29 protein-coding genes are annotated in these 23,171 nt (G+C 71.3%); 11 read left to right on the top strand and 18 right to left on the bottom strand.

The genetic code is table 11. The features are described from left to right. Nucleotides 1–43 precede the first annotated feature (43 nt). Nucleotides 44–1,477 carry a pyridoxal phosphate-dependent decarboxylase family protein gene (locus KUG38_RS10070; RefSeq protein ID WP_216921037.1) on the bottom strand — a complete coding sequence of 478 codons (1,434 nt, stop codon included), beginning with the start codon at nt 1,475–1,477 and terminating at the stop codon, nt 44–46. A gap of 83 nt (nt 1,478–1,560) precedes the next feature. On the opposite strand from KUG38_RS10070, the gene KUG38_RS10065 reads away from it, so the two are divergent. Further along, nucleotides 1,561–2,064: a nucleoside deaminase gene (locus tag KUG38_RS10065; RefSeq protein WP_216921035.1), complete on the top strand. Its 504-nt coding sequence runs from the start codon at nt 1,561–1,563 to the stop codon at nt 2,062–2,064. A 1-nt stretch (nt 2,065) separates the two neighbouring features. On the opposite strand, the gene KUG38_RS10060 is transcribed toward KUG38_RS10065, so the two are convergent. Both KUG38_RS10060 and KUG38_RS10055 read right to left on the bottom strand, forming a co-directional pair. Next, nucleotides 2,066–3,247, bottom strand: coding sequence for a pyridoxal-phosphate-dependent aminotransferase family protein (locus tag KUG38_RS10060; RefSeq protein ID WP_353617773.1), 1,182 nt, complete (start codon nt 3,245–3,247; stop codon nt 2,066–2,068). Between the two features lie 62 nt (nt 3,248–3,309). Next, nucleotides 3,310–3,828, bottom strand: coding sequence for an allophycocyanin subunit beta (locus tag KUG38_RS10055; RefSeq protein ID WP_190609337.1), 519 nt, complete (start codon nt 3,826–3,828; stop codon nt 3,310–3,312). Nucleotides 3,829–3,991: 163 nt separating this feature from the next. On the opposite strand from KUG38_RS10055, the gene KUG38_RS10050 reads away from it, so the two are divergent. Further along, nucleotides 3,992–5,263 carry a type I glutamate--ammonia ligase gene (locus tag KUG38_RS10050; protein WP_216921032.1) on the top strand — a complete coding sequence of 424 codons (1,272 nt, stop codon included), beginning with the start codon at nt 3,992–3,994 and terminating at the stop codon, nt 5,261–5,263. A 1-nt stretch (nt 5,264) separates the two neighbouring features. Here KUG38_RS10050 and KUG38_RS10045 read toward each other — a convergent pair whose 3' ends face one another. Next, entirely contained in the window at nt 5,265–5,534 is a 270-nt protein-coding gene (locus KUG38_RS10045; protein ID WP_216921030.1) for a hypothetical protein, read from the bottom strand. A gap of 65 nt (nt 5,535–5,599) precedes the next feature. Between KUG38_RS10045 and KUG38_RS10040 the strand changes: the two genes are divergently transcribed. Next, complete coding sequence (locus KUG38_RS10040; protein WP_353617772.1) at nt 5,600–5,935, top strand: DUF6439 family protein; 336 nt, start codon at nt 5,600–5,602, stop codon at nt 5,933–5,935. On the opposite strand, the gene KUG38_RS10035 is transcribed toward KUG38_RS10040, so the two are convergent. Both KUG38_RS10035 and KUG38_RS10030 read right to left on the bottom strand, forming a co-directional pair. After that, nucleotides 5,901–6,326 carry an ATP-binding protein gene (locus KUG38_RS10035; protein WP_094584503.1) on the bottom strand — a complete coding sequence of 142 codons (426 nt, stop codon included), beginning with the start codon at nt 6,324–6,326 and terminating at the stop codon, nt 5,901–5,903. The genes KUG38_RS10040 and KUG38_RS10035 overlap by 35 nt on opposite strands. Nucleotides 6,327–6,358: 32 nt before the next feature. Next, nucleotides 6,359–7,105, bottom strand: a complete 747-nt coding sequence (locus tag KUG38_RS10030) for a GUN4 domain-containing protein (RefSeq protein WP_216921026.1) — start codon at nt 7,103–7,105, stop codon at nt 6,359–6,361. A 147-nt stretch (nt 7,106–7,252) separates the two neighbouring features. On the opposite strand from KUG38_RS10030, the gene psb28 reads away from it, so the two are divergent. The 3 genes from psb28 to KUG38_RS10015 are packed head-to-tail and all read left to right on the top strand — an operon-like array spanning nt 7,253 to nt 9,701. After that, entirely contained in the window at nt 7,253–7,627 is a 375-nt protein-coding gene (psb28, locus tag KUG38_RS10025; RefSeq protein WP_216921024.1) for a photosystem II reaction center protein Psb28, read from the top strand. After that, nucleotides 7,624–8,697: an AI-2E family transporter gene (locus KUG38_RS10020; RefSeq protein WP_216921022.1), complete on the top strand. Its 1,074-nt coding sequence runs from the start codon at nt 7,624–7,626 to the stop codon at nt 8,695–8,697. The genes psb28 and KUG38_RS10020 overlap by 4 nt, the downstream gene beginning before the upstream one ends. Then, nucleotides 8,694–9,701 carry an AI-2E family transporter gene (locus KUG38_RS10015; protein ID WP_216921020.1) on the top strand — a complete coding sequence of 336 codons (1,008 nt, stop codon included), beginning with the start codon at nt 8,694–8,696 and terminating at the stop codon, nt 9,699–9,701. The genes KUG38_RS10020 and KUG38_RS10015 overlap by 4 nt, the downstream gene beginning before the upstream one ends. A gap of 30 nt (nt 9,702–9,731) precedes the next feature. On the opposite strand, the gene KUG38_RS10010 is transcribed toward KUG38_RS10015, so the two are convergent. The 7 genes from KUG38_RS10010 to rsmA form a co-directional block, all read right to left on the bottom strand. Then, nucleotides 9,732–9,959, bottom strand: coding sequence for a hypothetical protein (locus tag KUG38_RS10010; RefSeq protein ID WP_094584499.1), 228 nt, complete (start codon nt 9,957–9,959; stop codon nt 9,732–9,734). After that, nucleotides 9,956–10,915, bottom strand: a complete 960-nt coding sequence (gene secF, locus KUG38_RS10005) for a protein translocase subunit SecF (RefSeq protein ID WP_216921018.1) — start codon at nt 10,913–10,915, stop codon at nt 9,956–9,958. The genes KUG38_RS10010 and secF overlap by 4 nt, the downstream gene beginning before the upstream one ends. A 9-nt stretch (nt 10,916–10,924) precedes the next feature. After that, nucleotides 10,925–12,451, bottom strand: a complete 1,527-nt coding sequence (gene secD / locus KUG38_RS10000) for a protein translocase subunit SecD (protein ID WP_216921016.1) — start codon at nt 12,449–12,451, stop codon at nt 10,925–10,927. 1 nt (nt 12,452) lies between these two features. After that, nucleotides 12,453–13,436 (bottom strand): pyruvate dehydrogenase complex E1 component subunit beta, encoded by a 984-nt coding sequence (locus KUG38_RS09995; protein WP_216921014.1) that lies wholly within the window; start codon nt 13,434–13,436, stop codon nt 12,453–12,455. Nucleotides 13,437–13,590: 154 nt separating this feature from the next. After that, a complete protein-coding gene (locus KUG38_RS09990) occupies nt 13,591–13,893 on the bottom strand; it encodes a DUF3082 domain-containing protein (RefSeq protein WP_094584495.1) in 303 nt (100 codons plus the stop codon). After that, nucleotides 13,890–14,840 carry a 4-(cytidine 5'-diphospho)-2-C-methyl-D-erythritol kinase gene (gene ispE / locus KUG38_RS09985; RefSeq protein ID WP_216921722.1) on the bottom strand — a complete coding sequence of 317 codons (951 nt, stop codon included), beginning with the start codon at nt 14,838–14,840 and terminating at the stop codon, nt 13,890–13,892. Before ispE ends, KUG38_RS09990 begins: the two co-directional genes overlap by 4 nt. 5 nt (nt 14,841–14,845) lie before the next feature. Then, nucleotides 14,846–15,691 carry a 16S rRNA (adenine(1518)-N(6)/adenine(1519)-N(6))-dimethyltransferase RsmA gene (gene rsmA / locus KUG38_RS09980; protein WP_216921012.1) on the bottom strand — a complete coding sequence of 282 codons (846 nt, stop codon included), beginning with the start codon at nt 15,689–15,691 and terminating at the stop codon, nt 14,846–14,848. Between the two features lie 76 nt (nt 15,692–15,767). On the opposite strand from rsmA, the gene KUG38_RS09975 reads away from it, so the two are divergent. Further along, nucleotides 15,768–16,073, top strand: a complete 306-nt coding sequence (locus KUG38_RS09975) for a hypothetical protein (protein ID WP_216921010.1) — start codon at nt 15,768–15,770, stop codon at nt 16,071–16,073. Between the two features lie 30 nt (nt 16,074–16,103). Here the strand turns inward: KUG38_RS09975 and KUG38_RS09970 are convergent, their stop codons facing one another. The 4 genes from KUG38_RS09970 to KUG38_RS09955 form a co-directional block, all read right to left on the bottom strand. After that, the gene (locus KUG38_RS09970) at nt 16,104–16,469 is read right to left on the bottom strand and encodes a YraN family protein (RefSeq protein ID WP_216921009.1); all 366 of its coding nucleotides are present in this window, start codon (nt 16,467–16,469) and stop codon (nt 16,104–16,106) included. Between the two features lie 62 nt (nt 16,470–16,531). Beyond that, nucleotides 16,532–17,041 (bottom strand): HPP family protein, encoded by a 510-nt coding sequence (locus KUG38_RS09965; protein WP_353617771.1) that lies wholly within the window; start codon nt 17,039–17,041, stop codon nt 16,532–16,534. A 124-nt stretch (nt 17,042–17,165) separates the two neighbouring features. Continuing rightward, the gene (locus KUG38_RS09960) at nt 17,166–17,660 is read right to left on the bottom strand and encodes a DUF2721 domain-containing protein (RefSeq protein ID WP_094584492.1); all 495 of its coding nucleotides are present in this window, start codon (nt 17,658–17,660) and stop codon (nt 17,166–17,168) included. Nucleotides 17,661–17,672: 12 nt separating this feature from the next. Continuing rightward, nucleotides 17,673–19,271, bottom strand: coding sequence for a putative bifunctional diguanylate cyclase/phosphodiesterase (locus tag KUG38_RS09955; RefSeq protein WP_216921005.1), 1,599 nt, complete (start codon nt 19,269–19,271; stop codon nt 17,673–17,675). A 215-nt stretch (nt 19,272–19,486) separates the two neighbouring features. Between KUG38_RS09955 and KUG38_RS09950 the strand changes: the two genes are divergently transcribed. Genes KUG38_RS09950 through KUG38_RS09935 form a run of 4 tightly spaced genes read left to right on the top strand, consistent with a single transcriptional unit; the run spans nt 19,487 to nt 22,153 of the window. After that, a complete protein-coding gene (locus KUG38_RS09950) occupies nt 19,487–19,996 on the top strand; it encodes a pentapeptide repeat-containing protein (RefSeq protein WP_216921004.1) in 510 nt (169 codons plus the stop codon). A gap of 10 nt (nt 19,997–20,006) precedes the next feature. Further along, nucleotides 20,007–20,477 carry a hypothetical protein gene (locus tag KUG38_RS09945; RefSeq protein ID WP_216921003.1) on the top strand — a complete coding sequence of 157 codons (471 nt, stop codon included), beginning with the start codon at nt 20,007–20,009 and terminating at the stop codon, nt 20,475–20,477. A gap of 42 nt (nt 20,478–20,519) precedes the next feature. Further along, complete coding sequence (locus tag KUG38_RS09940; protein WP_353617770.1) at nt 20,520–20,894, top strand: LexA family protein; 375 nt, start codon at nt 20,520–20,522, stop codon at nt 20,892–20,894. Then, on the top strand, nt 20,873–22,153 hold the full coding sequence (locus KUG38_RS09935; RefSeq protein WP_216921002.1) for a Y-family DNA polymerase: 1,281 nt from the start codon (nt 20,873–20,875) through the stop codon (nt 22,151–22,153). The genes KUG38_RS09940 and KUG38_RS09935 overlap by 22 nt, the downstream gene beginning before the upstream one ends. Before the next feature lie 5 nt (nt 22,154–22,158). Here KUG38_RS09935 and KUG38_RS09930 read toward each other — a convergent pair whose 3' ends face one another. Next, entirely contained in the window at nt 22,159–23,157 is a 999-nt protein-coding gene (locus tag KUG38_RS09930) for a GGDEF domain-containing protein (protein WP_216921001.1), read from the bottom strand. Nucleotides 23,158–23,171: the final 14 nt, after the last annotated feature.

The raw sequence follows: 23,171 nt of genomic DNA, 5'->3' as shown, positions 1-23,171 counted from the left end.
GTCGGTCGCGGGGCGCGGCGGCGCCACCGGCTCCGGCTTCGGTTCAGCCATCGGCGGCCTCCGCCAGGCTGCGCTGCACCACCTGGGCCAGGCGCTCCAGGTGCTCGCTGCCCGTGTGGGGGTTGCCCAGCACCGCCTTGAGGTGATGGAGCCCCCGGTAGACGGGCCGCGACAGCATCAGCTGCTCCCCCAGCAGGGCCGCCCGGGTGGCCGCACTCCAGCGTTCGGCGCCGGCGGCGCCTGAGCCTTCAGGGCGGAAGGCAAGCAGGTGCAGGGGACCGCTGCAGAGGGTCAGGCCACCGATGGCCCGCAGCCGTCGCTCCAGCTCGCTGCGGCGCTGGACGGCCGCCTCGATCAGGGCGGCCATGCCGTCGAGGCCCAGCTGGCGCAGCCCCAGCCAGAGCTTGAGGATCTCCCCCGGCCGGGTGCCCTGCAATCCCGCCTCCCCCTGGTGGCCGCCGCCCCAGCTGGGCTCCATGTAGGGCAGGCCGGTGTTGAAGGCCCGCTGCAGGTGGCGGGGGTCGGCCAGCAGCAACAGGGAGGAGGTCTTGGTGATGCCGAGCAGCTTCTGGGGGTTGACCGTGATCGAATCGGCCAGCCCCAGGCCGCCCAGCAGGGGCCGGAGTCGCTCACTGAAGGCGAAGATCGCCCCGATGGCCCCGTCCACGTGCAGCCAGTGGCCGTAGCGGCTGCAGAGGGCGGCGATCGGCTCCAGCGGATCAAGGGCGCCCCGCACGGTGGTGCCGGAGGTGGCCACCACGGCGATCACGGGGGTGCCGGCCCGATCCAGCCGGGCCAGCCGCTCCTCGAGGGCCAGGGGGTCCAGGCCGCCGGCAGCGGTCACCGGCAGCCGCACCAGGGCCTCGGCCGGCAGGCCCATCACGGCGACGGCCTTGATCAGCGAGACGTGGGCCTCCTCGCTGCAGAGCACCACCGCGTCGCCCCGGGTCGCCAGACCCCGTTGGTGACGGGCGGTGACCAGGGCCATCAGGTTGCTGAGGCTGCCGCCGCTGGCGGCCACGCCGCCGGCACCCTCGGGCAGGCCGAGACGCCCCGCCATCCAGGCGCACAGGGCCCGCTCCAGGCGGCTCAGGCTGGGGGAGAGCTCCTCGGCCAGCAGGTTGTTGTTCAGCCCGGCGCAGATCAGATCGGCCACGATCGAGGCCGACAGGGGCGGCGGGTCGAGGTGGGCCAGGGCGCCGGGATGGTTGGGGTTGTAGGCCCCCTCCATCACCAGCTGGAGATCGGCCAGCAGCCGGTCGCTGCCCAGGCCTTCGGCCTCCGGCTCCACCACCGGCAGCACGCTCAGCCCGGGAAGGGGTGTGCCGTGGCCGGCCTCGCCCAGCCAGCGGCACAGCAGGTTCGACGCCTGATGCAAAAAGGCCTCAAGAGCCGGATCCACCTGGAACGGATCCACGAAGGAGACGCGCTCCCTGGGGGGCGGCGCTGGCCGCTGGGCGGGGGGGACGCTGGCCAACGGCGACGGTGGAGGCTTCGGCATTCTGCCGCTTGCCCCTCCGGAGGCATGGCTAGAAGAAGTCCATGCTGCATGACGCGTCCATGCTGAATGACGCCGCCAGCCTGCTGTGGATGGACCGGCTCCTACGGCTCGCCGACGCGGTCGGGGCCGGAGGGGAGATCCCGGTGGCGGCGGCCCTGCTTGATGAGGCCGGCCGCTGTGTGGGCTGGGGCAGCAACCGGCGCCACCGGCGGGCGGACCCCCTGGGGCACGCCGAACTGCTGGCCCTGCGCCGGGCGGCGGCGGCCCGGGGCGACTGGCGCTTCAACGGCTGCACCCTGCTGGTGACCCTCGAGCCGTGTCCGATGTGCGCCGGCGCCCTGGTCCAGGCGCGGGTGGGCACGGTGATCTACGGGGCGGCAGATCCGAAGCGGGGCGGCCTGGGCGGCAGCCTGGATCTGTCGCGCCACCCCAGTGCCCACCACCACATGGTGGTGCGGGGGGGCGTGCTGGGGGAGCGGGCCGGGGAGCAGCTGGAGGCCTGGTTCCGGCAGCGGCGCCGAGGCCGGCAGGAGCTCCGGGCCAGGAGAGAGGGCCCGGCCTGACTCAGGCGACCCCGGCCGCGACGGCCGCAGGCGACGGCCGGAAGGCGGGCAGCTCGCTTTCGAAGATGGCGAGCAGGCGGTCCACGTTCTCGGGGGTGCTGTTGTAGCCCATCAGGCCGATGCGCCACACCTTGCCGGCCAGATCCCCCAGCCCGCCCCCGACCTCGATGCCGAAGCGGTCAAGCAGGTGGCGGCTGAAGGCCTTGCCGTCGACCCCCTCGGGAATCCGGACCGTGGTGAGGGTGGCCAGCCGCAGGGGCTCGCTGACGTGCAGCTCAAGCCCCAGACGCTCCAGACCGGCCCAGAGGCGCTCGGCATTGCTGCGGTGGCGCGCCCAGGCGGCCTCCAACCCTTCCTCGGCCAGAAGCCGCAGAGCTTCCCGCATGCCGAAGTTCATGTTGACCGGGGCGGTGTGGTGGTACACCCGGTCGCTGCCCCAGTACTTGTTGAGCAGGGAGACATCGAGGTACCAGTTGGGCACCTTGCCGGAACGGGCGGCCAGCTTGGCCTCGGCCCGGGGGCCCATGGTGAAGGGGCCCAGGCCGGGGGGGCAGCTGAGGCCCTTCTGGCTGCAGCTGTAGGCCAGGTCCACCTTCCAGGCATCGATGTGCAGCGGCACCGCCCCCAGGGAGGTGACCGTGTCCAGCAGCAGCAGGCAGTCGTGCTGCCGGCAGAGGTCGCCGATGCCCTCCATCGGCTGGCACACCCCGGTGGAGGTCTCGGCGTGCACCATCGCCAGGATGGTGGGCTTGTGGGCGATCAGGGCGGCTTCGAGTTCGGCCAGGTCGAAGGCCTCTCCCCAGGGCCGCTCGATCGTGACCACCTCGGCCCGGTAGCGGCCGGCCATGTCGACCAGGCGCTGGCCGAAGTAGCCCATCACCGCCACCAGCACCTTGTCGCCGGGTTCGATGGTGTTGGCCAGCGTCGCCTCCATGGCGGCGCTGCCGGTGCCGCTCATCGGGATGGTGAGCCGGTTGTCGGTCTGCCAGGCGTAGCGCAGCAGCTCCTGCACCTCACCCATCAGGTCGATGTAGAGGGGGTCCAGGTGGCCGATCGGCATCCGGGCCAGGGCCTGCAGCACCGTGGGGTGGGCATTGGACGGACCAGGACCCAGCAGCAGACGCTCGGGGGTGGCGATGGGGTCCAGGGCGAGCCGGTGGGCGCTGCTGACGGATGGAGGCACTGGGAGAGAAGGCAAGAACTGGCGGGGAGGCAGTAGTGAACTGAGATTAGGGAACGGTCGCCTCAGCGGGCCCGGACGTTGCTGGAGCCGAGGCCGCGGCAGAGGTGCTCAAAGGGCGCCCGCACCAGGGCGGTATCCACCATGCCGGCATCGGCCAGCATCTCGGCGATCACCTCACCGAGCAGGGCGATGCTGCGGACGGTGGGACCGGTGGGCACCCCCAGGCTCTTGTAGGTGTCATCGAGACCATTCAGCACCCGCTCGTCAAGGATGGTGAAGTCGTCGGCCACCAGGGCGTAGCTGGCGTAGCGCAGGAAGTAATCCATGTCCCGCAGGCAGGCCGCCAGACGCCGGGTGGTGTAGGCGTTGCCGCCGGGGAGCAGCAGTTCCGGGTCCTCCAGCCAGAGGCGCTGGGCCGCCTCCCGGACGATGGTGGCGGCTTCCCGGTTGATCAGCTCGACCGCAGCCAGCCGCAACTCCGCCTGACCGAAATAGGAATCGATCCGATCGATCGCGGAGCGATCGAAATAGCGGCCCAGCTGGTCGTAGCGACCGATCAGACCGGTGATGGCATCTCGCATGGACGAAACGGATCGACGCACCTGAAGCGGAAGGTAGCACTCGCAATCCGCCAGATTCCTGTGCTGCGGCTGGTTCTGGGGAATCTGACAGAAACGGTTACGCGGCCACCGGCCGATCGGGGGGGCACCATCGTGGCGGCAGCCTTCCCACCCGCCTCCCGCCATGGCCACCTCCGCCCAGGACGTCCTGCGCCGCCTCGGAGACGACGGCATCGAGCGCATCGACCTCAAGGTGACGGACCTGGCGGGGCGCTGGCAGTCGATCGGCCTGGAAGCCCATCGTCTCGGGGAGGGGGCCTTCCACCACGGCCTGGCCCTCGACGGCCTGGTGCTCCATCCGGACCCGGCCACCGCCTGGATCGACCCTTTTCTCGCCCCCCGGAGCCTCAGCCTGATCGCTGCGGTCGAGGGGCCGCCCGACGGCGCTGGGCGCCTCCGCCATTGCCCGCGCAGCCTGGCGGCCCGCGCCCTGGACCTGCTGGCGGGCAGCGGACTGGCGGATGCCGCCCGCTTCGGCACCGAGTCCGGCTACTTCCTGTTCCAGGAGCTCACCTCCCAGGCCGACGAGCTCGGCTGCGGTTACCGCGTCGCCCTCGGGGCCGCTCCGCCGGAGGCTCTGCACAGCGAGCTGGCGCTGACCCTGGCGGCCCTGGGGATCCGGGCCCGCCTGCCGCTCCAGCCGGCGGCCGGTCCCCTGCAGCACCTCACGGTGGCCAGCGACGATCCGCTGCGGGCCGCCGACGCGCTGATGGTGAGCCGCTACGTGGTGCGGAACGTGGCCCGCCGCCACGGCTGGAGCGCCACCTTCCTGCCCAGGCCCACCCTGGAGGGCGCCTGCGCCGGCCTGGCGGTGCACCAGAGCCTGTGGAAGGCCGGCCATCCCCTGTTTGCCGGCGAAGGCACCTACGGCGACCTCTCCCAGACGGCCCGCTGGTACCTGGGGGGGCTGCTGCGCCACGGCCCGTCCCTGGCCGCCTTCACCAACCCCGGCACCAACAGCTACCGGCGGCTGGGGAGCGGGCCCCAGGCGCCGACCCGGCTGGCCTATGCCCGCCACGACTCCGCCACCGTGGTGGCCGTTCCCGAGCCGGACAGGGATCCCGGCCGGCGGCGGCTGGTGCTGCGCCAGGGCGACGGGCTCGCCAATCCCTACCTGGCCTTCAGCGCCATGCTGCTGGCGGGCCTCGATGGGGTGCGCCACCAGATCGATCCCGGCCCCCCTGCTGATCGGGAGCCCGCCCATCAGCCCGCCGGGCTGCCCACCGACCTGGGCGCCGCCCTTGCGGCCCTGGCCGCCGACCACGACTACCTGCTGGCCGGCGATGTCTTCGGCCGGGAGCTGCTCGATGACTGGACCGCCCTCAAGCGCCGTGAGGTGGAGGCGCTGGAGCAGCGACCCCATCCGCTCGAATTCGTCGGCGAAGCCGACGCCTGAATCACGGTCTGAGCAACCAGGCCAGCAGCAGCCCGAGCCCCCCCCAGCGCAGGGCCGTCCAGAAGCGATCGCTTTGGCGCCCGCGCGGCAGCAGGGCCTCCGGGAGCGGGTCCAGCAGCCGCTGGGCCAGCTCCAGCCGCTGGCGCCTGCGGCGCAGGCTGACACCGCTGGCGGCGACCGCCCCGGGGCGGCCGGCCAGGCTCAGCACCGCCGCCAGATGGTGGAGCACTCCGGGGGACGGGGAGCGGCGGGGGCGCTGGGGACGTCTCATGGCGGCGCGATCGACAGGGCGTGGCCTGGAGCGACAGGATGGATCCACTTCGGCCCGATCGTCCAGTGGAAGCCCCCGCCGCTCCAGCCGGATCGCCTTCCACGGCCGGCGCCACCGTGCCGGCGAGCCGCTCCTGGCCCGCCGACGCCCTGCCCCTGGCCGAGCAGCTGCACCGCCAGCTCAGCATCGGCGATCGGGAGTGGCACGCCCTGAAGCGTCAGCGGCCCCGGCGGGCCGCTGAACAGCTGGCGGCAGCGCTGGTCCAGCTGCTCGCCGCCGATGACCCCGGCGCCAGTGCAGCCACCGACGGCCGCCTGCGCGCCATCGCCCTGCTGGAGAACGCCCAGGCCTGGCTGCGGGCCGAGATCAGCGATCCGGGCTGTCCTGCCCACGGGCGCTGACCGCCGCCCGACGGGCCGCCAGCTGCAGGCGGTTGCCACGACCGCTCCAGCGCACGTCGTCGAAGCAGTGGTGGATGAGAAACAGACCCCGGCCGGAGGGGGCATCCTCCTGGCAGGGCAAGCAGGCCTGGCGCGCGTGGGCCGGCAGGCCAGGGCCCTCGTCCTGCACCTGCCAGATCACCCAGCGCGGCGTGACGATCCGCCGGACCCGCAGGCACTTGCCCGGATCGCAGCCGTTGCCGTGCCGCACCGCATTGACCAGGGCCTCCTGGAGACCGAGCTGAAGCTCCGCCTGGCGCAGGGCGCAGCCGATGGGTTCGAGGAGCAACTCCACCAGCGGCGCCAGCTGCAGGGTGGAGGGGGTGATGTAGTCGGCCCAGCGGAGCTGCATGAAGCAGGTAGTCCCATTCGCCTGACCGGAACCTAACGCGGGCGCCCTGCCGCTGCCTCCTCCAGGCGCGCCTGGATGGCGGGATGTTGCAGAAGGGCATCCATCAGGCGCACCCCCCGGAGCTGGTTGATCAGGGGCATGTGGCCCTCTGGGGCCTCGATCGACCACTGGAAGGAGCCTGGGTAGCGGGTCCAGGTGCCGTCGGTCTTCCAGCCCAGCCGGGGCCAGAGGCGCTCCCACTGCCCCTGGCAGGCCTGCAGCAGCCTGGCCTGGGCCGAGAAGCCGAAGCGTCCCTGGGAGTAGCAGGTCCAGAGTCGGTCGAGGTTGGTGAGGTCGGTGGCGGGCATGACCGCGACCTCGCTGTAATAGACGTAGCCGCGGCGCACGGCCCCCTCGCCGGCCAGCTGGCGCAGGTGGTCACTGGTGAGCCGGTCGGCCTCCTCGAACGCCTGCCGCATCAGGTACTGCTGCAGGGGCGCGTAGTCGAGCCCGGCGACGCTGGTGACGGCCAGCCAGCCCTGGGGATGGCGGGCCAGCAGGGCCTCCTGGCGGGCGGTGTCACCGGAGGCCAGCAGCAGCTGGATCAGGTGGCCGGCGGCCCAGTCGTCTCCGGTGGCATCGAGGAGGTCGAGACGGTCCGGGATCAGATCCAGCAGGGCCGACCCGGCCTGGCCGAGGCTGGCCAGCAGGCTGCGGCGCTGACGGGCTGAGCCCGTGAGGAAACGCTCCAGCAGCTGATCGGCATCGACGGTGCTGGAAACCGGAGGACCGGAGAGCATGGGGGAGACGACCGGCCGGAAAGGCAGCAGGGTGGGACCCACTATGTCAGGACCGATGGGCACTGGCCTGGTGCCGGGGGTCCGGCCGTGAAGCCCCGCAAAGAGCCGTGACGGGCTCTGCCTAAAGTCACCTTTTGAGCGAGTGCCATGGCCGCCGCCATTCAGTTCTTCCGCGGGGTGGACGAGACGGTCGTGCCCGACATCCGCTTGACCCGTTCACGGGATGGCCGCACCGGCCAGGCCACCTTCGTCTTCGAGGAGCCCGAAGCCCTGGCCCCCCAGTCGATGGGGGACATCACCGGCATGTTCATGCTCGATGAGGAAGGCGAGATGGTGACCCGGGAGGTGAAGGCGCGCTTCGTCAATGGCAAGGCCAGCGCCCTGGAAGCCACCTACACCTGGAAGAGCACCGCCGACTTCGAGCGCTTCATGCGCTTCGCCCAGCGTTACGCCGACGGCCATGGCCTCGGCTTCGCCGGCCAGGGCGATGAGTCGGCCGAGGAGTCTCAGGAGGACGTTTGAAATTCGGCCAGTGGCTGGGCCTGATCGCCCTGCTGGCGGCGCTCGTTCTGTTGTGGAGCCTGCGTGACGCCCTGATCCTCCTGTTCGCCGCCGTGGTGCTCGCCATGGCCCTGTGCACCCTGGTGGGCGCCATCCGGGAGCGGATCGGCGTCGCCCGTCCCATCGCCCTGCTGCTGGCCCTGCTCCTGGTCAGCCTGGTGGTGCTGGTGGTCGCCACGGTGGTGATCCCGCCGTTCATCGCCGAGTTCCGCGAACTGCTGCTGCAGGTGCCTCGGGCCTGGGCCGAGTTGCTGAAGCTGCTGCGCCAGGCTCTCGAGGGGGCATCCCAGATGGTGTACGGCCGCCGGGACGGCAGCCTGGACTGGCTGAAAGCGACCCTCTCGATTCCCGCCACCCTGCCCCCCGACCTGCTGGGCCGGCTCGGCGGCGGCGCCATCGGCCTGGTGGGCGTGGCCGGCAACCTCGGCGCGGGGCTGCTCCAGACCCTGTTCGTCGTGGCCGTCTCCCTGATGGTGGCCGCCCAGCCCACCGGCTACCGGGAAGCCCTGCTGCTGCTGGCGCCGTCCTTCTACCGCCGGCGGCTGCGGCAGGTGCTGGTGGCCTGCGGCACCGCCCTGAGCAGCTGGATGGTGGGGGTGCTGATCAGCTCCGTCTGCGTGGGCCTGCTGGCGGCCATCGGCCTGTCCCTGCTGGGGGTGAAGCTGGTGGCGGCCAATGCCCTTCTGGCGGGCCTGCTCAACATCATCCCCAACGTGGGACCCACCCTCAGCACGGTCTTCCCGATGTCGGTGGCCCTGCTGGACGCCCCCTGGAAGGCCCTGGCCGTCCTGGTGACCTACGTGATCATTCAGAACCTGGAGAGCTATGTCATCACCCCCTCGGTGATGCACCACCAGCTGCAGCTGCTGCCCGGCCTGACCCTCACGGCCCAGCTGCTGTTCACCCTGCTGTTCGGCCCCCTCGGCCTGCTGCTGGCCCTGCCCCTGGCGGTGTGCCTCCAGGTGCTGCTGCGGGATGTGCTGATCCATGACATCCTCGATCCCTGGAAGCGGGAACGGCGGCAGACATGAAGGCACGCACCCTGCTCGGGGCCCTTGCCTTGGTGGCGCTTTGCCTGCTGCTGTGGGAACTGCGCTGGGTGCTGCTGATCCTCTTCGGCGCCGTGGTGCTGGCGGTGGCCCTCGATGTGCCCACCAGCCTGCTGCGCAGGCTCACGCCGCTGAACCGGGGGGCGGCCCTGTCGCTGGTGCTGCTGGCCCTGCTGGTGATCGGCTGGGTGCTCGCCAATCTGCTGCTGCCGGAACTGATCGACCAGATCCGCCAGTTCAGCCAGCTGGTCCCCGAACTGCTGGATCGGCTCGGGGATGTGGTCCCCAAGACCCCCCTTCTCCGCGACCTCGACCGCCAGCTGGCCGAGGGGACGCTCTGGGACCGGCTGCAGCCCCTGGGCGGCCAGCTGCTGGGGGTAGCTGGGGGCGCGGCCAACAGCACCATCCAGCTGCTGCTGATGCTGCTGCTGGCGATCCTGATGGCGCTCGATCCGGCCAGCCACCAACGGCTCCTCATCGCCGCCACGCCGCGGTTCTACCGCCCCCGCATGCAACAGCTGCTGGGGGAATGCCGCGAGGCCCTCGGGGGCTGGCTGGCGGGCATGACCATTTCGGGCACGGTGGTGTTCGTCACCACCTGGGCGGGCCTGGCCCTGCTGCAGGTGCCCCTGGCCCTGCTCAGCGGCCTGGTCTGCGGCCTGCTCACCTTCGTGCCCACCATCGGTCCCACGGCCGCCACCCTGCTGCCGTTGGCGGTCGCCCTGCTGATCTCGCCGGCCAAGGTGCTCCAGGTGCTGGTGCTGCGGCTGCTGCTCCAGAACGGCGAAGCCTTCCTGCTCACCCCGCTGCTGCTGAGCCGCACCGTCAACCTGCTGCCCACGGTGGCCCTGATGGCCCAGCTGAGCCTGGGGGCCCTGCTGGGACTTCCCGGGCTGCTGCTGGCCCTGCCCCTGGTGGTGGTCCTGCAGGTGGCCTGCGAAGAGGTGCTCGTCCGGGACGTGATGGACCGCTGGGATCGCACCTGATCACCGGATCGGCGCTGGGGGCCGGCCGGCTCAGCCGCGGACCCGGCGGTAGTGGTGCCAGAGGGAGGGCTGGGCCACCAGCACCGTGACGGCCAGGAGGTGGGAGCGGACGGCGGCGGTGAGGGAGGTCAGGGTGAGGTGGTCCCAGAGCAGGATCAGCTCCACCCGCAGGTCGATCAGGGCCAGCACCAGCAGCACCACCGGCAGCAGGGGCCAGCCGCCGCGCCGGATCGGCTCGCTGCGGTCGGGGCCCCTCATCGCTTCGAGAACACCGGCAGCAGGGTGGGTGCCAGGCCGATGCTCGACCAGCTGCCCACGGCGATGCCGACCGTGAGTGCCACGGCGAACCAGAACAGGGTGCTGCCGCCGAAGAAGATCAGGGCCACCAGGGGCAGCAGGGTGGTGAACGAGGTGTAGAGGGAGCGGGTGAGGGTGGCGTCGACGGCCACATCCACCTGCTCCACCAGGGGAAGGTCCCCGAGGACACGGCGCTGCTCGCGGATCCGGTCGTAGACGACCACCGTGTCGGTGACGGAATAGCCGGCCACGGTGATCAGGGAGACGGCGAACAGGGAATCCACCTCGATGCCCTGGAGCAGCCCCAGCCAGGCGAACAGCCCGCAGGTGATCAGCACGTCATGGGCCAGGCAGAGCAGGGCCAGCCCGGCGAAGATGCCGCTGTAGCTGAAGGTGATGTAGACGGCGATGCCGGCGAAGCTCACCAGCAGGGACACGAGGCTGCCCTGCAGGAGCCGCGAGCCAAGGGTCGGTCCGATCGTGTTGACCGAGGTGCCGCTGGAGAGCAGGGGGCCGACCCGGTTAGCGAGGTCATCGATGACCGCCTTGCTCTGGTCGGCATCGAGGGCCGGCAGACGCAGAAGCAGGGAGCGGCCGCCATCGAGCACCTGAACCGAGGCGCTGCCGAGGCTGGGGGCCACCTCCCCTTCCGGGGAGGGCAGGGCGAGGCCGACCAGGCCCTGGCGCACTTCGGCGGCGGTGACGGGCTTGCAGGGGGCACAGTCCCGCTCCACCTGCACCTGGGTGCCGCCGGTGAAATCGAGGCCGGGCCGCAGCGGTGCGCCGATCGACGGATTCAGCCAGCAGAGGGCCAGGCCCAGCAGGCTCAGGCCGCAGGCCAGGATCGAACCCACCCAGGCCAGACGGCGGTGGCGGCTGATGCGGAAGCGGGGGGACGGGGGGGAGACGGAGGTCATGGCGGTCATTCAGGCCACACCCGGCTGGGCTGCAGCGGATCGGGCGGACGGCAGCTGGCGGGCGGGGAGGAAGTAGGTGGGGCGCCGCAGGGCCGGGTAGCTCATCAGCAGGCGCAGCAGGGTGCGGGTGCAGGTGAGGGCGGTGAACAGACTGAGCACCAGGCCGATCGCCAGGGTGACAGCGAACCCCTTGACCAGGCCGGTGCCCAGAAAGAACAGGGCCGCGCAGCTGATCAGGCCGGTGACGTGGCCGTCGATGATCGAAGACAGGGCCAGGGAGAAGCCCGTGTCGATGGAGCGGATCAGGGTGTTGCCGGCCCGCAGCTCCTCCTTGATGCGCTCGAAGATCAGCACGTTGGCATCCACGGCCATGCCGACCGAGAGGATGAAACCGGCGATGCCCGGCAGGGTGAGGGTGACGGGAATCAGGGCATAGATGGCCAGGTTGAACAGGGCGTAAAGGCTCAGGGCCACCACCGCCACGATCCCGGGCAGGCGGTACACCGACATCATGAAGATGGCCACCAGGACCAGGCCAGAGAGGCCGGCCACCAGGCTGGAGCGGATGTTCTCGGCCCCCAGGGACGGGCCGACGGTGCGCACTTCAACGATCTTCACCGGCAGGGGCAGGGAGCCCCCCCGCAGCTGGACCTCCAGGTCGCGGGCCTCCTCGGCGCTGAAGTTGCCGCTGATCGAAGCGGAGCCGCCGGTGATGCCGGCCACCTTGAACTGCTCGCCGACGCTGGCTTCGCTGATCGAGCGGCCATCGAGGACGATGCCCAGCAACCGGTTGGTGCCGGCGATCGACTGGGTGAGGGCGGCGAACTTCTCGCCCCCTTCCCGGTTGAAGCCCAGGGTCACCTCCCAGCCGGTTCCGGTGGCCTGCTGCTGGCGGCCGGCGCTGGTGAGGTCCTTGCCGGTGATCAGGGGGGGGCCGTAGAGGGTAAGGATGCGGCGGTTGGTCTCCCGGAGCAGCAGCTCCAGCTGTTCGACCTCACTGGCGCCGGCAGGAACCTTGATTCCGAGGGAGGTGAGCGCCTTGGCCAGATCCTCCGCCGACAGGGAGGACGGCGGCGGTGGCGGCGTTGCCGTGGGGTCGTTGATGCCGGAGGGGGGCTGCTTGGAGCGCAGCACCGACTCCGCCTGGCGCTTCAGGCCCAGCAGGCCTTGCATCTCCTGCTCGGTGCCGGGCTTCTGGGCACGGAACTCCAGCAGGGCCGTGCTGCCCAGCACCCGGGCCGCCTGGCTCGGATCCTGCTCACCCGGAAGCTGGAGCACCAGCTGGTCGCTGCCCACGGCCTGGAGGGTGGATTCGGCCACACCCAGGCCGTTGATGCGGCGCTCCAGCACCTCCTTGACCGCCTCCAGCTGTTCGGTGTCCACCCGGGTGATGGACCCGGCGGGCATCACCTGGAGGGTGAGCTGGCTGCCGCCGCGGAGATCGAGGCCCAGCTGCAGGCCGTAGTTGGCCAGCAGGGCCCCGGAGGCGATGGTGAGGGCGAGGATGAGGGCGAACCAGCCCTGTTGACGTCCCATCTCAGCGACGACCCGCCTTCAGATCGAGCGCCGCGGCGACGATCTGGTGGGGCTGAATGATGGTGAGATTCTCCAGATTGCCGTTGTAGGGGGTGGGGATGTCCTGGGAGGAGAGGCGCACCGGCCGGGCATCGAGGTCGTCGAAGCAGTGCTCGGTGATCAGGGCGATCAGTTCGGCCCCGATGCCGCCGGTCTTCATGCATTCCTCCACCACCACCACCTTGTGGGTCTTGCGGATCGAGCGGGCGATGGTCTCCATGTCGAAGGGCTTGAGGCTGATCAGGTCGATCAGCTCGACATCGACCCCCTCGGCCTCCAGCTGCTCCACCGCCTTGAGGCAGTGGTGGCGCATGCGCGAATAGGTGAGCATCGTGACGTCCTTACCTTCACGCACGACCTCGGCCTGGTCGAGGGCGCAGATGTAGTCGCCCTCGGGGATGTCCTCGCTGAGGTTGTAGAGAAGAACGTGCTCGAAGAAGAGCACCGGATTGTTGTCGCGGATGGCGGCCTTCATCAGGCCCTTGGCATTGGTGGGGGTGCTCACCGCCACGATCTTGATGCCGGGCACGGCATGGAAGTAGGCCTCAAGGCGCTGGCTGTGCTCGGCACCGAGCTGGCGGCCGACGCCGCCGGGTCCGCGCACCACCGCCGGGATCGTGTAGTTGCCGCCGCTGGTGTAACGCAGCATCCCCATGTTGTTGGAGATCTGGTTGAAGGCGAGCAGCAGAAAGCCCATGTTCATGCCCTCCACGATCGGCCTCAGGCCGGTCATGGCGGCACCGACGGCCATGCCGGTGAAGCTGTTCTCGGCGATGGGGGTGTCCAGCACCCGCAGTTCGCCGTACTTCTGGCAGAGGTCCTTGGTGACCTTGTAGGAGCCGCCGTAATGGCCCACGTCCTCTCCCATGACACACACATGGGGGTCGCGGGCCATCTCCTCGTCGATGGCTTCGCGCAGGGCGTTGAACAGGAGAGTTTCAGCCACGGAGCAGGGGCCTGTGCGCGGCCAACCTATCTCAGCCGCCGGCGGCGAAGGTGCTGAGCAGCAGGACCGACAGGAGCATGCCCGGCAGCAGCAGGACCACCAACAGACCCAGATCGTGGGGTGTCATCGGGGGGAGGGGCGGCTGGGGGGCAGCTTAGGAAGGGGATTCGGCCTCGGCCGGCCAAAGGCTGCGGATGAACACCAGGAACAGCCCCAGGCCGATGAAGGCGAAGGTGAAGGTGGCCAGGAAGCACATCCCCACCATCAGGGTCTTCATGGCGGTGGCGATGCTCTGGGCGAAGGCCGAGTCGAAGTGGGGCGGATGGGTCACGTACCAGCCCACCACCCGCTGGCTCACCCCCAGGCTCAGCCAGGCCAGCAGTCCGCTGGTGAGGGCGCCGGACAGGAAGCTGAGGGGTCCCTTGCGCGGCGGTGGGGCGGGGCGTTCGTCGGTCATGGCGCGGATCCATCCGTCACCAGGCTGACACCGGATCCGCCGCAGCGGCAGCACCAGGCGTCGAAGCCCAGCGCCGCCAGCGACTCCGCCAGGGCATCGCGGGCCGCCTCGGCCGTGGCCAGGTCCGGGTGCAGCGCGAACAGACTCGGCCCCGAGCCGCTCATCGCGACGGCCAGGGCCCCCGGGCCGCGGCGCAGCAGCTCGAGGCCGGCGCGGATGCTCTCCACCTCCGGCTCCACCACCGCCTGCAGGTCGTTGCGCAGGTGGGGCAGCGGGCCCCGGCCGGCCAGGGCCGCCACCAGGGGGCCCTGACGCAGGGCCTGGCGCCGCTGCTCGAAGTCCTCCTCGGCTTCGAGATAGAAGTCACTGCGCAGGTCCCGGCAGCGGCCGTAGGCCCAGGGGGTGGAGACACTGGCCTCGGGATGCTTGATCAGCAGCACGGCCTGTCCGGGCGCCCCGGCGGCCGTCACGGGCTCGAGCCGCTCCCCGCGGCCGAAGCAGAGCTGGGTGCCACCCTCCAGGCAGAACGGCATGTCGGATCCCAGCTCGGCCGCCAGCCCGTGCAGCCGCGCCGCGCCCAGGCTCAGGCCCCAGAGGGCGTCGAGGCCCACCAGGGCGGCGGCCCCATCGCTCGAGCCCCCCGCCAGACCGGCGCCGATGGGGATGCGCTTGTGCAGGGTGATGTCCACCCCCAGCTCCGGCAGGCCGACCCGGGAGCGCAGCAGCTCGGCCGCCCTGACGATCAGGTTGGTGCCGTCGCTGGGCAGCTCCGCGCTGTCACTGCGCAGCCGGATCGTGGCGTCGGCGGTGGACCGCAACACCAGGGTGTCGGCCAGGTCGATGCTCTGCATCACCATCGCCAGCTCGTGGTAGCCGTCCGGCCGCAGACCCAGCACCTCCAGGTGCAGGTTGATCTTGGCGGGGGCCCGCACCGTCACATCTGCCATCGGGTTCATGCTCCGCCGGGATCGGCGCTCGATGCCCGATTCAAGCCGGTGGCGAGCGCCAGCCAGCGCTCGGGCGCCAGCTCCTGGGGACGCTGCTGCAGATCGACGCCGGCGGCGGCGGCCACCTCCAGCAGGGCCGGCGCCGGCAGCAGTCCCGCCAGGGTGGTGCGGAGCATCTTGCGCCGTCCGGCGAAGCAGCGCGTCAGCAGCCGCTCCACCGCCAGGGCCTGGTCCAGCGGCGGCAGGGATTCCGGCGGGACGGGCTCGATCACGATCACCTCCGAGGTGACCTTCGGCGGCGGGGAGAAGCAGCGGGGCGGCACCGGGCAGACGCTGCTGCAGCGGGCCAGCAGCTGCAGACGCACGCTGAGGGCCGAAAAGGCGCTGCTGCCCGGCCGGGCCCGGATCCGCTGGCCCACCTCCTGCTGCACCAGCAGCACCAGCCGCTCGAAGCGACAGGGGGCGGGCCGGCCCAGGCGCCCCACCAGCAGCTCCAGCAGCGGTCCGGTGATGTTGTACGGGATGTTGGCGACCACCTTGGTGGGCGCGGGACGGTCGGGGAAGGGCAGCGCCAGCTCCAGCACGTCCCCCTCGATCAGGGTGAAGCGCCCGTCACCCCCGAACCGCTGCCGCAGGCCCGCCACCAGGTCCCGGTCCAGTTCCACCGCCAGCAGCGAGGCCGCCGGCGACGCCAGCAGCCGTTCGGTCAGGGCGCCCCGGCCCGGGCCGACCTCCAGGACGTGGTCGTCGCCCCGCAGGTCGGCGGCCGCCACGATGCGATCGAGGATCTGGCCATCGGTGAGCCAGTGCTGCCCGAAGCGCTTGCGGGCCCGGTGGCCGCTGAAGGTCATGGAAGCGCCGGCAGGTCTCCCCAGATTGCAGCGCCGTCAGGCCTGGCTAGAGCTGGAGCAGCTTCCCCCTTCCGCCATGGCCCCTGGATTCCGGCTCACCGGCCCACTGCTGACCGGTGCCCTGCTGGCGGGCGGCCTTGCCCTGCTGGCGGTCCCTGCCCGGGCCGGCAGCGTCACCGCCGAATCGATCTTCGACCGTCAGGCCACCCGCCAGCAGGCCAAGAGCCAGGTGCCCAAGGGTGCCACGATCACCCGCACGGTCTGTGAGGACCTGGAAGTGGGCATGGACAACACCCGCTACCGCTGCACCGTGTACTACACGATGACGCCGGCCCCGGCGGCCACGCCGGCCCCGGTCGCCCCGGCCACCAGCCAGCCCTGAGCCGACCGCTCCCCTCGCCAGAGGAGCCCTTCAGTCGCCCAGCCGGATCCAGCGCACCGGCGCCCGGGAGGGCGGCAGCGGCACCAGGGCCGCCACCTGCTCCACCGGCGTCCGCTCCCAGCGCGGATGGGCCGCCAGCCAGCAATCCCAGGCCCGCGCCAGCCGCAGGCGCTTCTGCCGGCGCAGGGCCGCCGTTCCGCCGCCATCCAGGCCATCGCGGCGGCGCCCCTTCACCTCCACCAGCAGCAGGCGTCCCGGCTTGTGGACGATGAGGTCCAGTTCGCCCCAGCGGCAGTGCCAGTTGCGCTCCAGCAGCTGCCAGCCGCGCAGCCGCAGCAGCCGCAGCACCCGCTGCTCCGCCCAGGCTCCCTGACGCTGGGCGGGGCTGGGGGGCATGGCCGGTGGGAAAGGCTGACCCAGGGTTCCCCGCTGCGGTCCTGGCGAACCGATGGCGGAGCTCAGATCCAGTGGTGGGGATAGGAACGCCCGGGGGCCAACCAGGCCAATCCCAGGGCCACCAGCAGGAGCAGCAGGGAGCCCGCCAGGACAGGCATCAGCACATAGCCAGGGCCGGCATGGAGGAGCACCCCAAGCAGGGCGACCGCTCCGGCAGGAGGATGGAGGCAGCGCATCACCTGTCCGGCGGCGATGGCCAGGGCGACCGCCAGGCCCATCACCCAGGGAGCCGTCCCGAACCAGGCGACACAGGCCACGCTCACGATGGCCGCCGACCCATTCCCCAGCAGCAGGTTGCGGGGCTGGGCCAGGGGACTGTCGGGATGACCGAACAGCAGAACACTGGAGGCTCCGAGGGGAGCGGCCACCAGGGGATAGTGACTGGCGACGCTGATCAGTCCCAGAAGGGTGATCGCCAGCAGCGCACCGAACCAGGACAACAGCACCTGAGCGGGCAGGAAGCTCGGCTGATACTCCCGGCCCTTACGCCGCTGGGACTGGATCAGGCGCAACAGCCAGGCCATTGCAGAACTGTATCGAATGTGACAGTTCAATGGCACTGGTGCTGACCGGGTCAGCGTTGAACTGCCCTCAGTTGAACTGCCCTCAGTTGAACTGCCCTGAGTTGAACCACCCTCAGTAGTACCGGCGCGGGTTCTGGCTGATGGCCAGCTGCACCTCCAGCAGGAACAGCAGCAGACCCACGATCATCGCGCCCATGGCCGCCACGAACAGGGGCACCACGATGGCGGTGACATCCAGGGCTGCCACCGCGCTGATGAACAGCACCGCCACCACGGCGGCCACCAGCAGGGCGGTGACGGTGACCGCCAGGATCGCCCGGTTGATCAGAAAGGTGCGGCGGCGCTGCACCGCCAGCACCTGCTCCAGCCGGTCCCCGTCCTCGGGATCGGGATCCGGCTGCGCCCGGCTCTTCGCCAGGGCCTCCTGCAGGACACGGGTGCGGTCGATGATCCGGGCCAGCCGGGAGCTGAACAGGCTCAGCAGCCCGGTGACACCGGTGAACAGGAACACCGGCGCCACCGACAGCTGGATCGCCTTGGAGAGCCCCGCCACGGAGCGCCCATCGCCGATGTCGATGGACAGCAGCAGGGGGAGGCTCCAGGCCATTCGGGGATTCCCTCAGGCCTCCGTTGTGATCTGGCTCTGGAGCAGGGCCTCCAGCTCCTGTTCGGAAAGCGGGGCCGAGAGCTGGTACCCCTGGCCGTGGCGACAGCCGAGGGTGAGCAGCATCTGCCGCTGGCGGGAGCGTTCCACCCCCTCCACCACCACCATGATCCCGGTGGCGTCACTGAGCCGGATCACGGCGCTGAGCATGGCCTGCTGCAGCTGGTCGTAGTCGATCGCGGAGATCAGGCTCCGGTCGATCTTGACTTCGCTGAAGGGCAGCTCGGTGAGCCGCTGCAGGCCGGAATAGCCGGTGCCGAAATCATCCATGGCCAGCGCGAACCCCTGGCGCCTCAGATCCCGCAGCTGGTCGGCCACATGGGTCGACATCTCCAGGATGCTGCCTTCGGTGAGCTCCAGGACGATGCGACCGGGCGTCAGCTGGTGGCGTTCCAGGGCCATCAGCAGGTCGCTGCTCCAGGTCGGATCCTGCACCTGGAGCGGCGAGACGTTCACGCAGATCCTGCCCAGCTGCAGCCCGGCGACATCCCAGCGGTGCAGCGCCTCGAACGCCCGCTCCATCACCCAGCGCCCCAGGGAGGAGATCTGGGCCGTGGCCTCGGCCACGTCGATGAAGTCGGCGGGGGACTGGCGCCCCAGCACCGGGTCATCCCAGCGGCAGAGCACCTCGGCGGCGATCACCCGGCCGGATTCCAGCTCGATGATCGGCTGGAAGGCCAGCTCCAGCTGCTCCTGCTCGATCGCCAGGGCCAGCGGACGGGCCAGCAGTTCCTGCAACTGGACCGACCGCTCCACCGGCGCCGCGATGCAGCAGCTGGGAAAGGGCTGGCGGTGGGTTTCCTCCAGCGCCCGGGTGGCGGCATCCAGGAGCACCGAGAACTCGCTGCCGTCGTCGGGGGCCCGGCTGATGCCCACGTTCAGCGACGGCTCGATGACGTGCTCCAGCACCGTGGTGGGGCTCTCCAGGCTGGTCAGCAGCTCGCCAGCCATGTCGCGCACCGCGTCGATGCCCATCGCTCCCGGCACCAGGGCCAGCAGGCGGTCCCCCCCCTGGCGGGAGAAGAAGCCACCGGCCGGAAGGGCCGTCTCCAGGCGGTGGGCAATCTCCTCGATCAGGGCCTCGCAGGCGGCAATGCCCAGCCGGCCGCGTACCAGGTCGAGCTGCAGCACCTGCAGATGCAGCAGCACGGCACCCTCCCCGTAGCGGTCCGTCACCAGGCCATCCAGATCCGCCAGGTTCACCCGCTGGTCGAGCAGCTCCAGCAGGCACCAGACCGTCCCCGGCCCGGCGGTGGCGGGCAGGCGGCTGAGCGACAGGGGAATCGCCGCATCGGCCTGCGGCCCACCGACCAGATCACTGCGCAGACTCGCCACGGTCCCCGCCAGCAGCGGCGCCACGTCGGCGGCACAGAGCTCCTGCAAGGTCCGCTGGCGCAGCGCCGCCCACTCCAGCCCCGAACGCCGGCAGAACGCCCCGTTCGCCGCCAGGATCACCCCCTGCCCATCGGCCAGGGCCGCCGGCCGCTCGATCCTCTGCAGCAGGCCCTCGATCGCTCCGGCCCCTGGCTCCCCTGCCTCGACAACGCGGCTCACCATCGCTGTTCCGCGGTGTGGGGCCAGCGACCGGCCCCTGATCGCCGGAAGCCCCTGGGCTGGAAGTCCCTGATCATCAATGGTTGCGGAGATCGAACGGGCCGCCGTCGCGGTCCTGCATCACGCTAGTCGCCCTCTCCCCATCGGCATCCCTCCCCGGACCTCGGAGCGCCGTGGAGCCCTTGCCTAGGCTGGCGTTCTTCGCTTCATCGCCGATGACGCGCCCCCTGCCCCGGTTCCCGGCCCTGCTGCTGGCCCTGCTCCTGGCCCTGCTGCTGGATGGCCTTCTGCTGCTGGCCCGCCCCGTGCCGGTGGCGGCGGCGATGGACTACGCCAAACAGGTGCTGATCGGGGCCGATTTCCACGGCGCCGACCTGCGCGGTGTCACCTTCAACCTCACCAACCTGCGCGACGCCGATCTCTCTGGGGCCGACCTGCGCGGCGCCAGCCTGTTCGGCGCCAAGCTCCAGGACGCCGACCTGAGCGGCAGCGACCTGCGGGACGCCACCCTGGATTCGGCGGTGTTCGAGGGCACCGACCTGCGCAACGCCCGCCTCGACGACGCCTTCGCCTTCAACACCAAGTTCCGTGGGGTGCTCATCGACGGCGCCGACTTCACGAACGTGCCCCTGCGCGGTGATGCCCTCACCAGCCTCTGTGCCGCCGCCAGCGGCACCAATCCCGTCAGTGGCCGGCTCACCCGCGACACACTGAACTGCAGCTGATTCCGCCCCGATGAGCTTCGATGCCCGCAGCCGCGAGCGGCTGGAGGCCCTCGGCCGCCAGCTGCCCCGCCCGCTGCCCGCCCCGCCGCCTCCCACCCCGGCCGCCGGCGCTCCGGCCCCCGGGTCATCGGCGCTCGAACGTCGCCATCCGGTGGAAACCGAGCAGGACCCCCAGAAGCTGTTCCGCGCCCTGATGAACGTCAGCGCCGACGGCAGCGTGCCGCCCCATCTGCTGGAGCGCCTGCGGCAGCTGGAGACGCCTCCCACCGTCGCCGGCAGCCCCCCCGCCGGCAGCCCCCGCCCCGGCCCCAGCGATGGCCCCAGTGGCGGCCCGAGCGGCGATGGCGCCTCCCCCGGGGCCGCCAGCCGGCGTCGCACCCCGACCCCTCGGAGCGGGGCGAACCGGCGCCTCCCGGCCGACGACACCGAACGGGAGCTCTACACCGCCTTTCAGCAGCTGCTGCTCGAGGACGGGGACTGACCAGTACATCCGTACTAAGGTGAGGCCTGTCGCCCGGGGCCCGTGCCCGATCCCCACCACCCCGATCCCGGCCCGGGGGTCGACCTCAACGCCCAGCTGAACCTCCACCCCGAGCGCACCCTGCTGCTGCGCGTCTGCGGCGACTCGATGGTCGGCGCCGGCATCCGCCACGGCGACCTGCTCGTCGTGGACCGGGGGGCCGCTCCCCGCTCCGGCCGCATCGTGGTGGCCCTGCTGGAGGGGGGATTCACCCTCAAGCGCCTGGTGCGCCGGGGGCCGCGCTGGTGGCTGGAGGCGGCCAACCCCGCCTACCCGCCCCTGGCCCTCGGCGGCAGCGACGACGACCGCCTCTGGGGCGTGGCCCTGCACGTGATCCGTTCGCTGCCGGGAGGTCGATGGCCCAGGCCACAGTCCTGATCGACGGCAACAACTTCTACGCCTCCTGCGAGGCGGCCCTCGATCCCGCCGTGATCGGCAAGCCCCTGGTGGTGCTCTCCAACAACGACGGCTGCATCGTCTCCCGCAGCGCCGAGGCCCGCGCCATGGGCATTCCCATGGGCACCCCCTGGTTCCAGGTGCGCCACGACCTGGAACGCCGCGGCGTGGTGGTGCGCAGCTCCAACTACGGCCTCTACGCCGACATGAGCCAGCGGCTGATGGCCAGCCTCGAAGCCTGGGTGGAGGAGCTGGAGGTCTATTCCATCGACGAGGCCTTCGGCCGCCTGCACCGCCCGCCCGGCGACGGCGACCTCAGCGCCTGGGGGACAGACCTGCGCCGCCAGGTGCGCCGCCAGCTGGGCCTGCCGGTGGCGGTGGGCATCGCCCCCACCAAGGTGCTGGCCAAGATCGCCAACCGGATCGCCAAACGCGACCCCTCCCATGGCGGCGTCTTCGACCTGGGCCAGGCGGGGGATCCGGGCCCCTGGCTGGAGGCCATCGCCATCGAGGACGTCTGGGGCATCGGCCGTAAACTGTCCCGCTGGTGCCGCCTGCGGGGCATCGCCAACGCCCGGGCCCTGCGCGACATGCCGAGCGGCGAGCTGCGGCACCGCTGCGGCGTGGTGGGGGTGCGTCTGCAGCAGGAGCTGCGCGGCCACAGCTGCCTGCCCCTGGTGGCGGTGCCGCCGGCGAAGCAGGAAACCTGCGTCAGCCGCAGCTTCAGCGAGCCGGTCACCAGCCTCGAGGGCCTGCGGCAGGCGATCGCCACCTACCTCAGCCGGGCCGGCGAGAAGCTGCGCCGCCAGGGGCAGCGGGCGGGCAGCGTCACGGTGTTCGTGCGCAGCAGCCCCTTCAACGGCACCCGCTTCTACGCCAACGCCGCCACCGTCGCCCTGCCGCTGCCCAGCAACGACACCGCCGTGCTGCTCGCCGCCGCCCTGCCGCTGGCCGAGCGGCTGTTCCGGCCCCACAAGCCGCTGCAGAAGGCGGGGGTGCTGCTGCAGGATCTGCAGCCGGTGGCGCTGCTGCAGCACCATCTGCTGGTGCCGCTGCCGCCGGAGCAGCAGCGGCGGCGCGAGGCCCTGATGGCCGCCGTCGACGGCCTCAACCGCCGCTACGGCAGCGGCACGGTGCAGTGGGCCGCCTGCGGCCTGCGGCCCCGCTGGACGATGCGCCGCTCGCGCCTGTCCCGGGCGGCCACCACCCGCCTGAGCGATGTACCGGTGGTGCGGGCCTGAGGCCCTCAGGGACGCTCGAAGAGGCTGGCGACCTGGTCGCGGCCGTTGCCCTTGGCCAGCGCAAGGGCCCGCTCGGCCCGCAGGATCAGGTCGGGGAAGGCGTGGTCCTGGGGGGCCAGGGCGGTGAGGCCGCCGCTGATGTGCAGGCGGAAGTCGGAATGGGTGTGCACCCCGGGCATGTGGGTGACGGCGGTGCGGAGGGACTCGGCCAGGGCCATCGCCCGATCCGCGTCGATGCCCACCAGCAGCAGGGCGAACTCACCATCGCCAAGACGGGCGGCGAAGTCCTGCTCCTGCAGGAAGGTGCGGGCCAGCTGGACCAGGTCGGCCAGCACCCGGTCGCCGGCGGCATGGCCCCAGCGGTTGTTGATCAGCCGCAGATTGTCGACATCGAAGAGCAGCAGCGACAGGGGATGGTGATCGCGGCGGGCCCGGGCGAACTCCCGCTCGCCGATGGTCAGGAAGGTGTGGCGGGTGGGCAGGCCGGTGACCGGGCAGAGGTGGGCGAGGCGCCGCAGTTCCAGCTCCCGCATGGCCAGCTGGGCCAGGCGGTGCAGCACGGCACGCTGCTCGGCGCTGAGGTCCCGGGGCTCCCGGTCGATGACGCAGAGGGTGCCGAGGTTGTGGCCCTCCGGCGTCTGCAGCGGCGCACCGGCATAGAAGCGGATGTGGGGATCGGCGAAGACCAGGGGGTTGCTGCGGAAGCGTTCGTCGGCCCGGGCATCGGGCACCACCATCACGTCGTCGTGGACGATGGCGTGGGCGCAGAAGGCCATCTCACGGGGGGTTTCGCGCACGTCGAGGCCCCGCCTGGCCAGGAACCACTGCCGGTCGGCCTCCACCAGGGACAGGGCGACGATGGGCGTCTGAAAAATGGCGGCGGCCAGATCCAGGATCCGGTCGAAGTGCTCGTCGCTGTCGGCCTCAAAGAGCCCGTAGCGCTCCAGGTCGCGGAGCCGCTGGTCCTCATCGGCGGGGACAGGAAAGGCCGGATAGGAAGCCATGGCCATCGGTCCTC

It is taken from the genome of Synechococcus sp. CCAP 1479/9 (assembly GCF_019038535.1).
Taxonomy (GTDB): Bacteria; Cyanobacteriota; Cyanobacteriia; order PCC-6307; family Cyanobiaceae; genus Cyanobium.
This window is presented reverse-complemented; position numbering and strand designations above follow the sequence as displayed.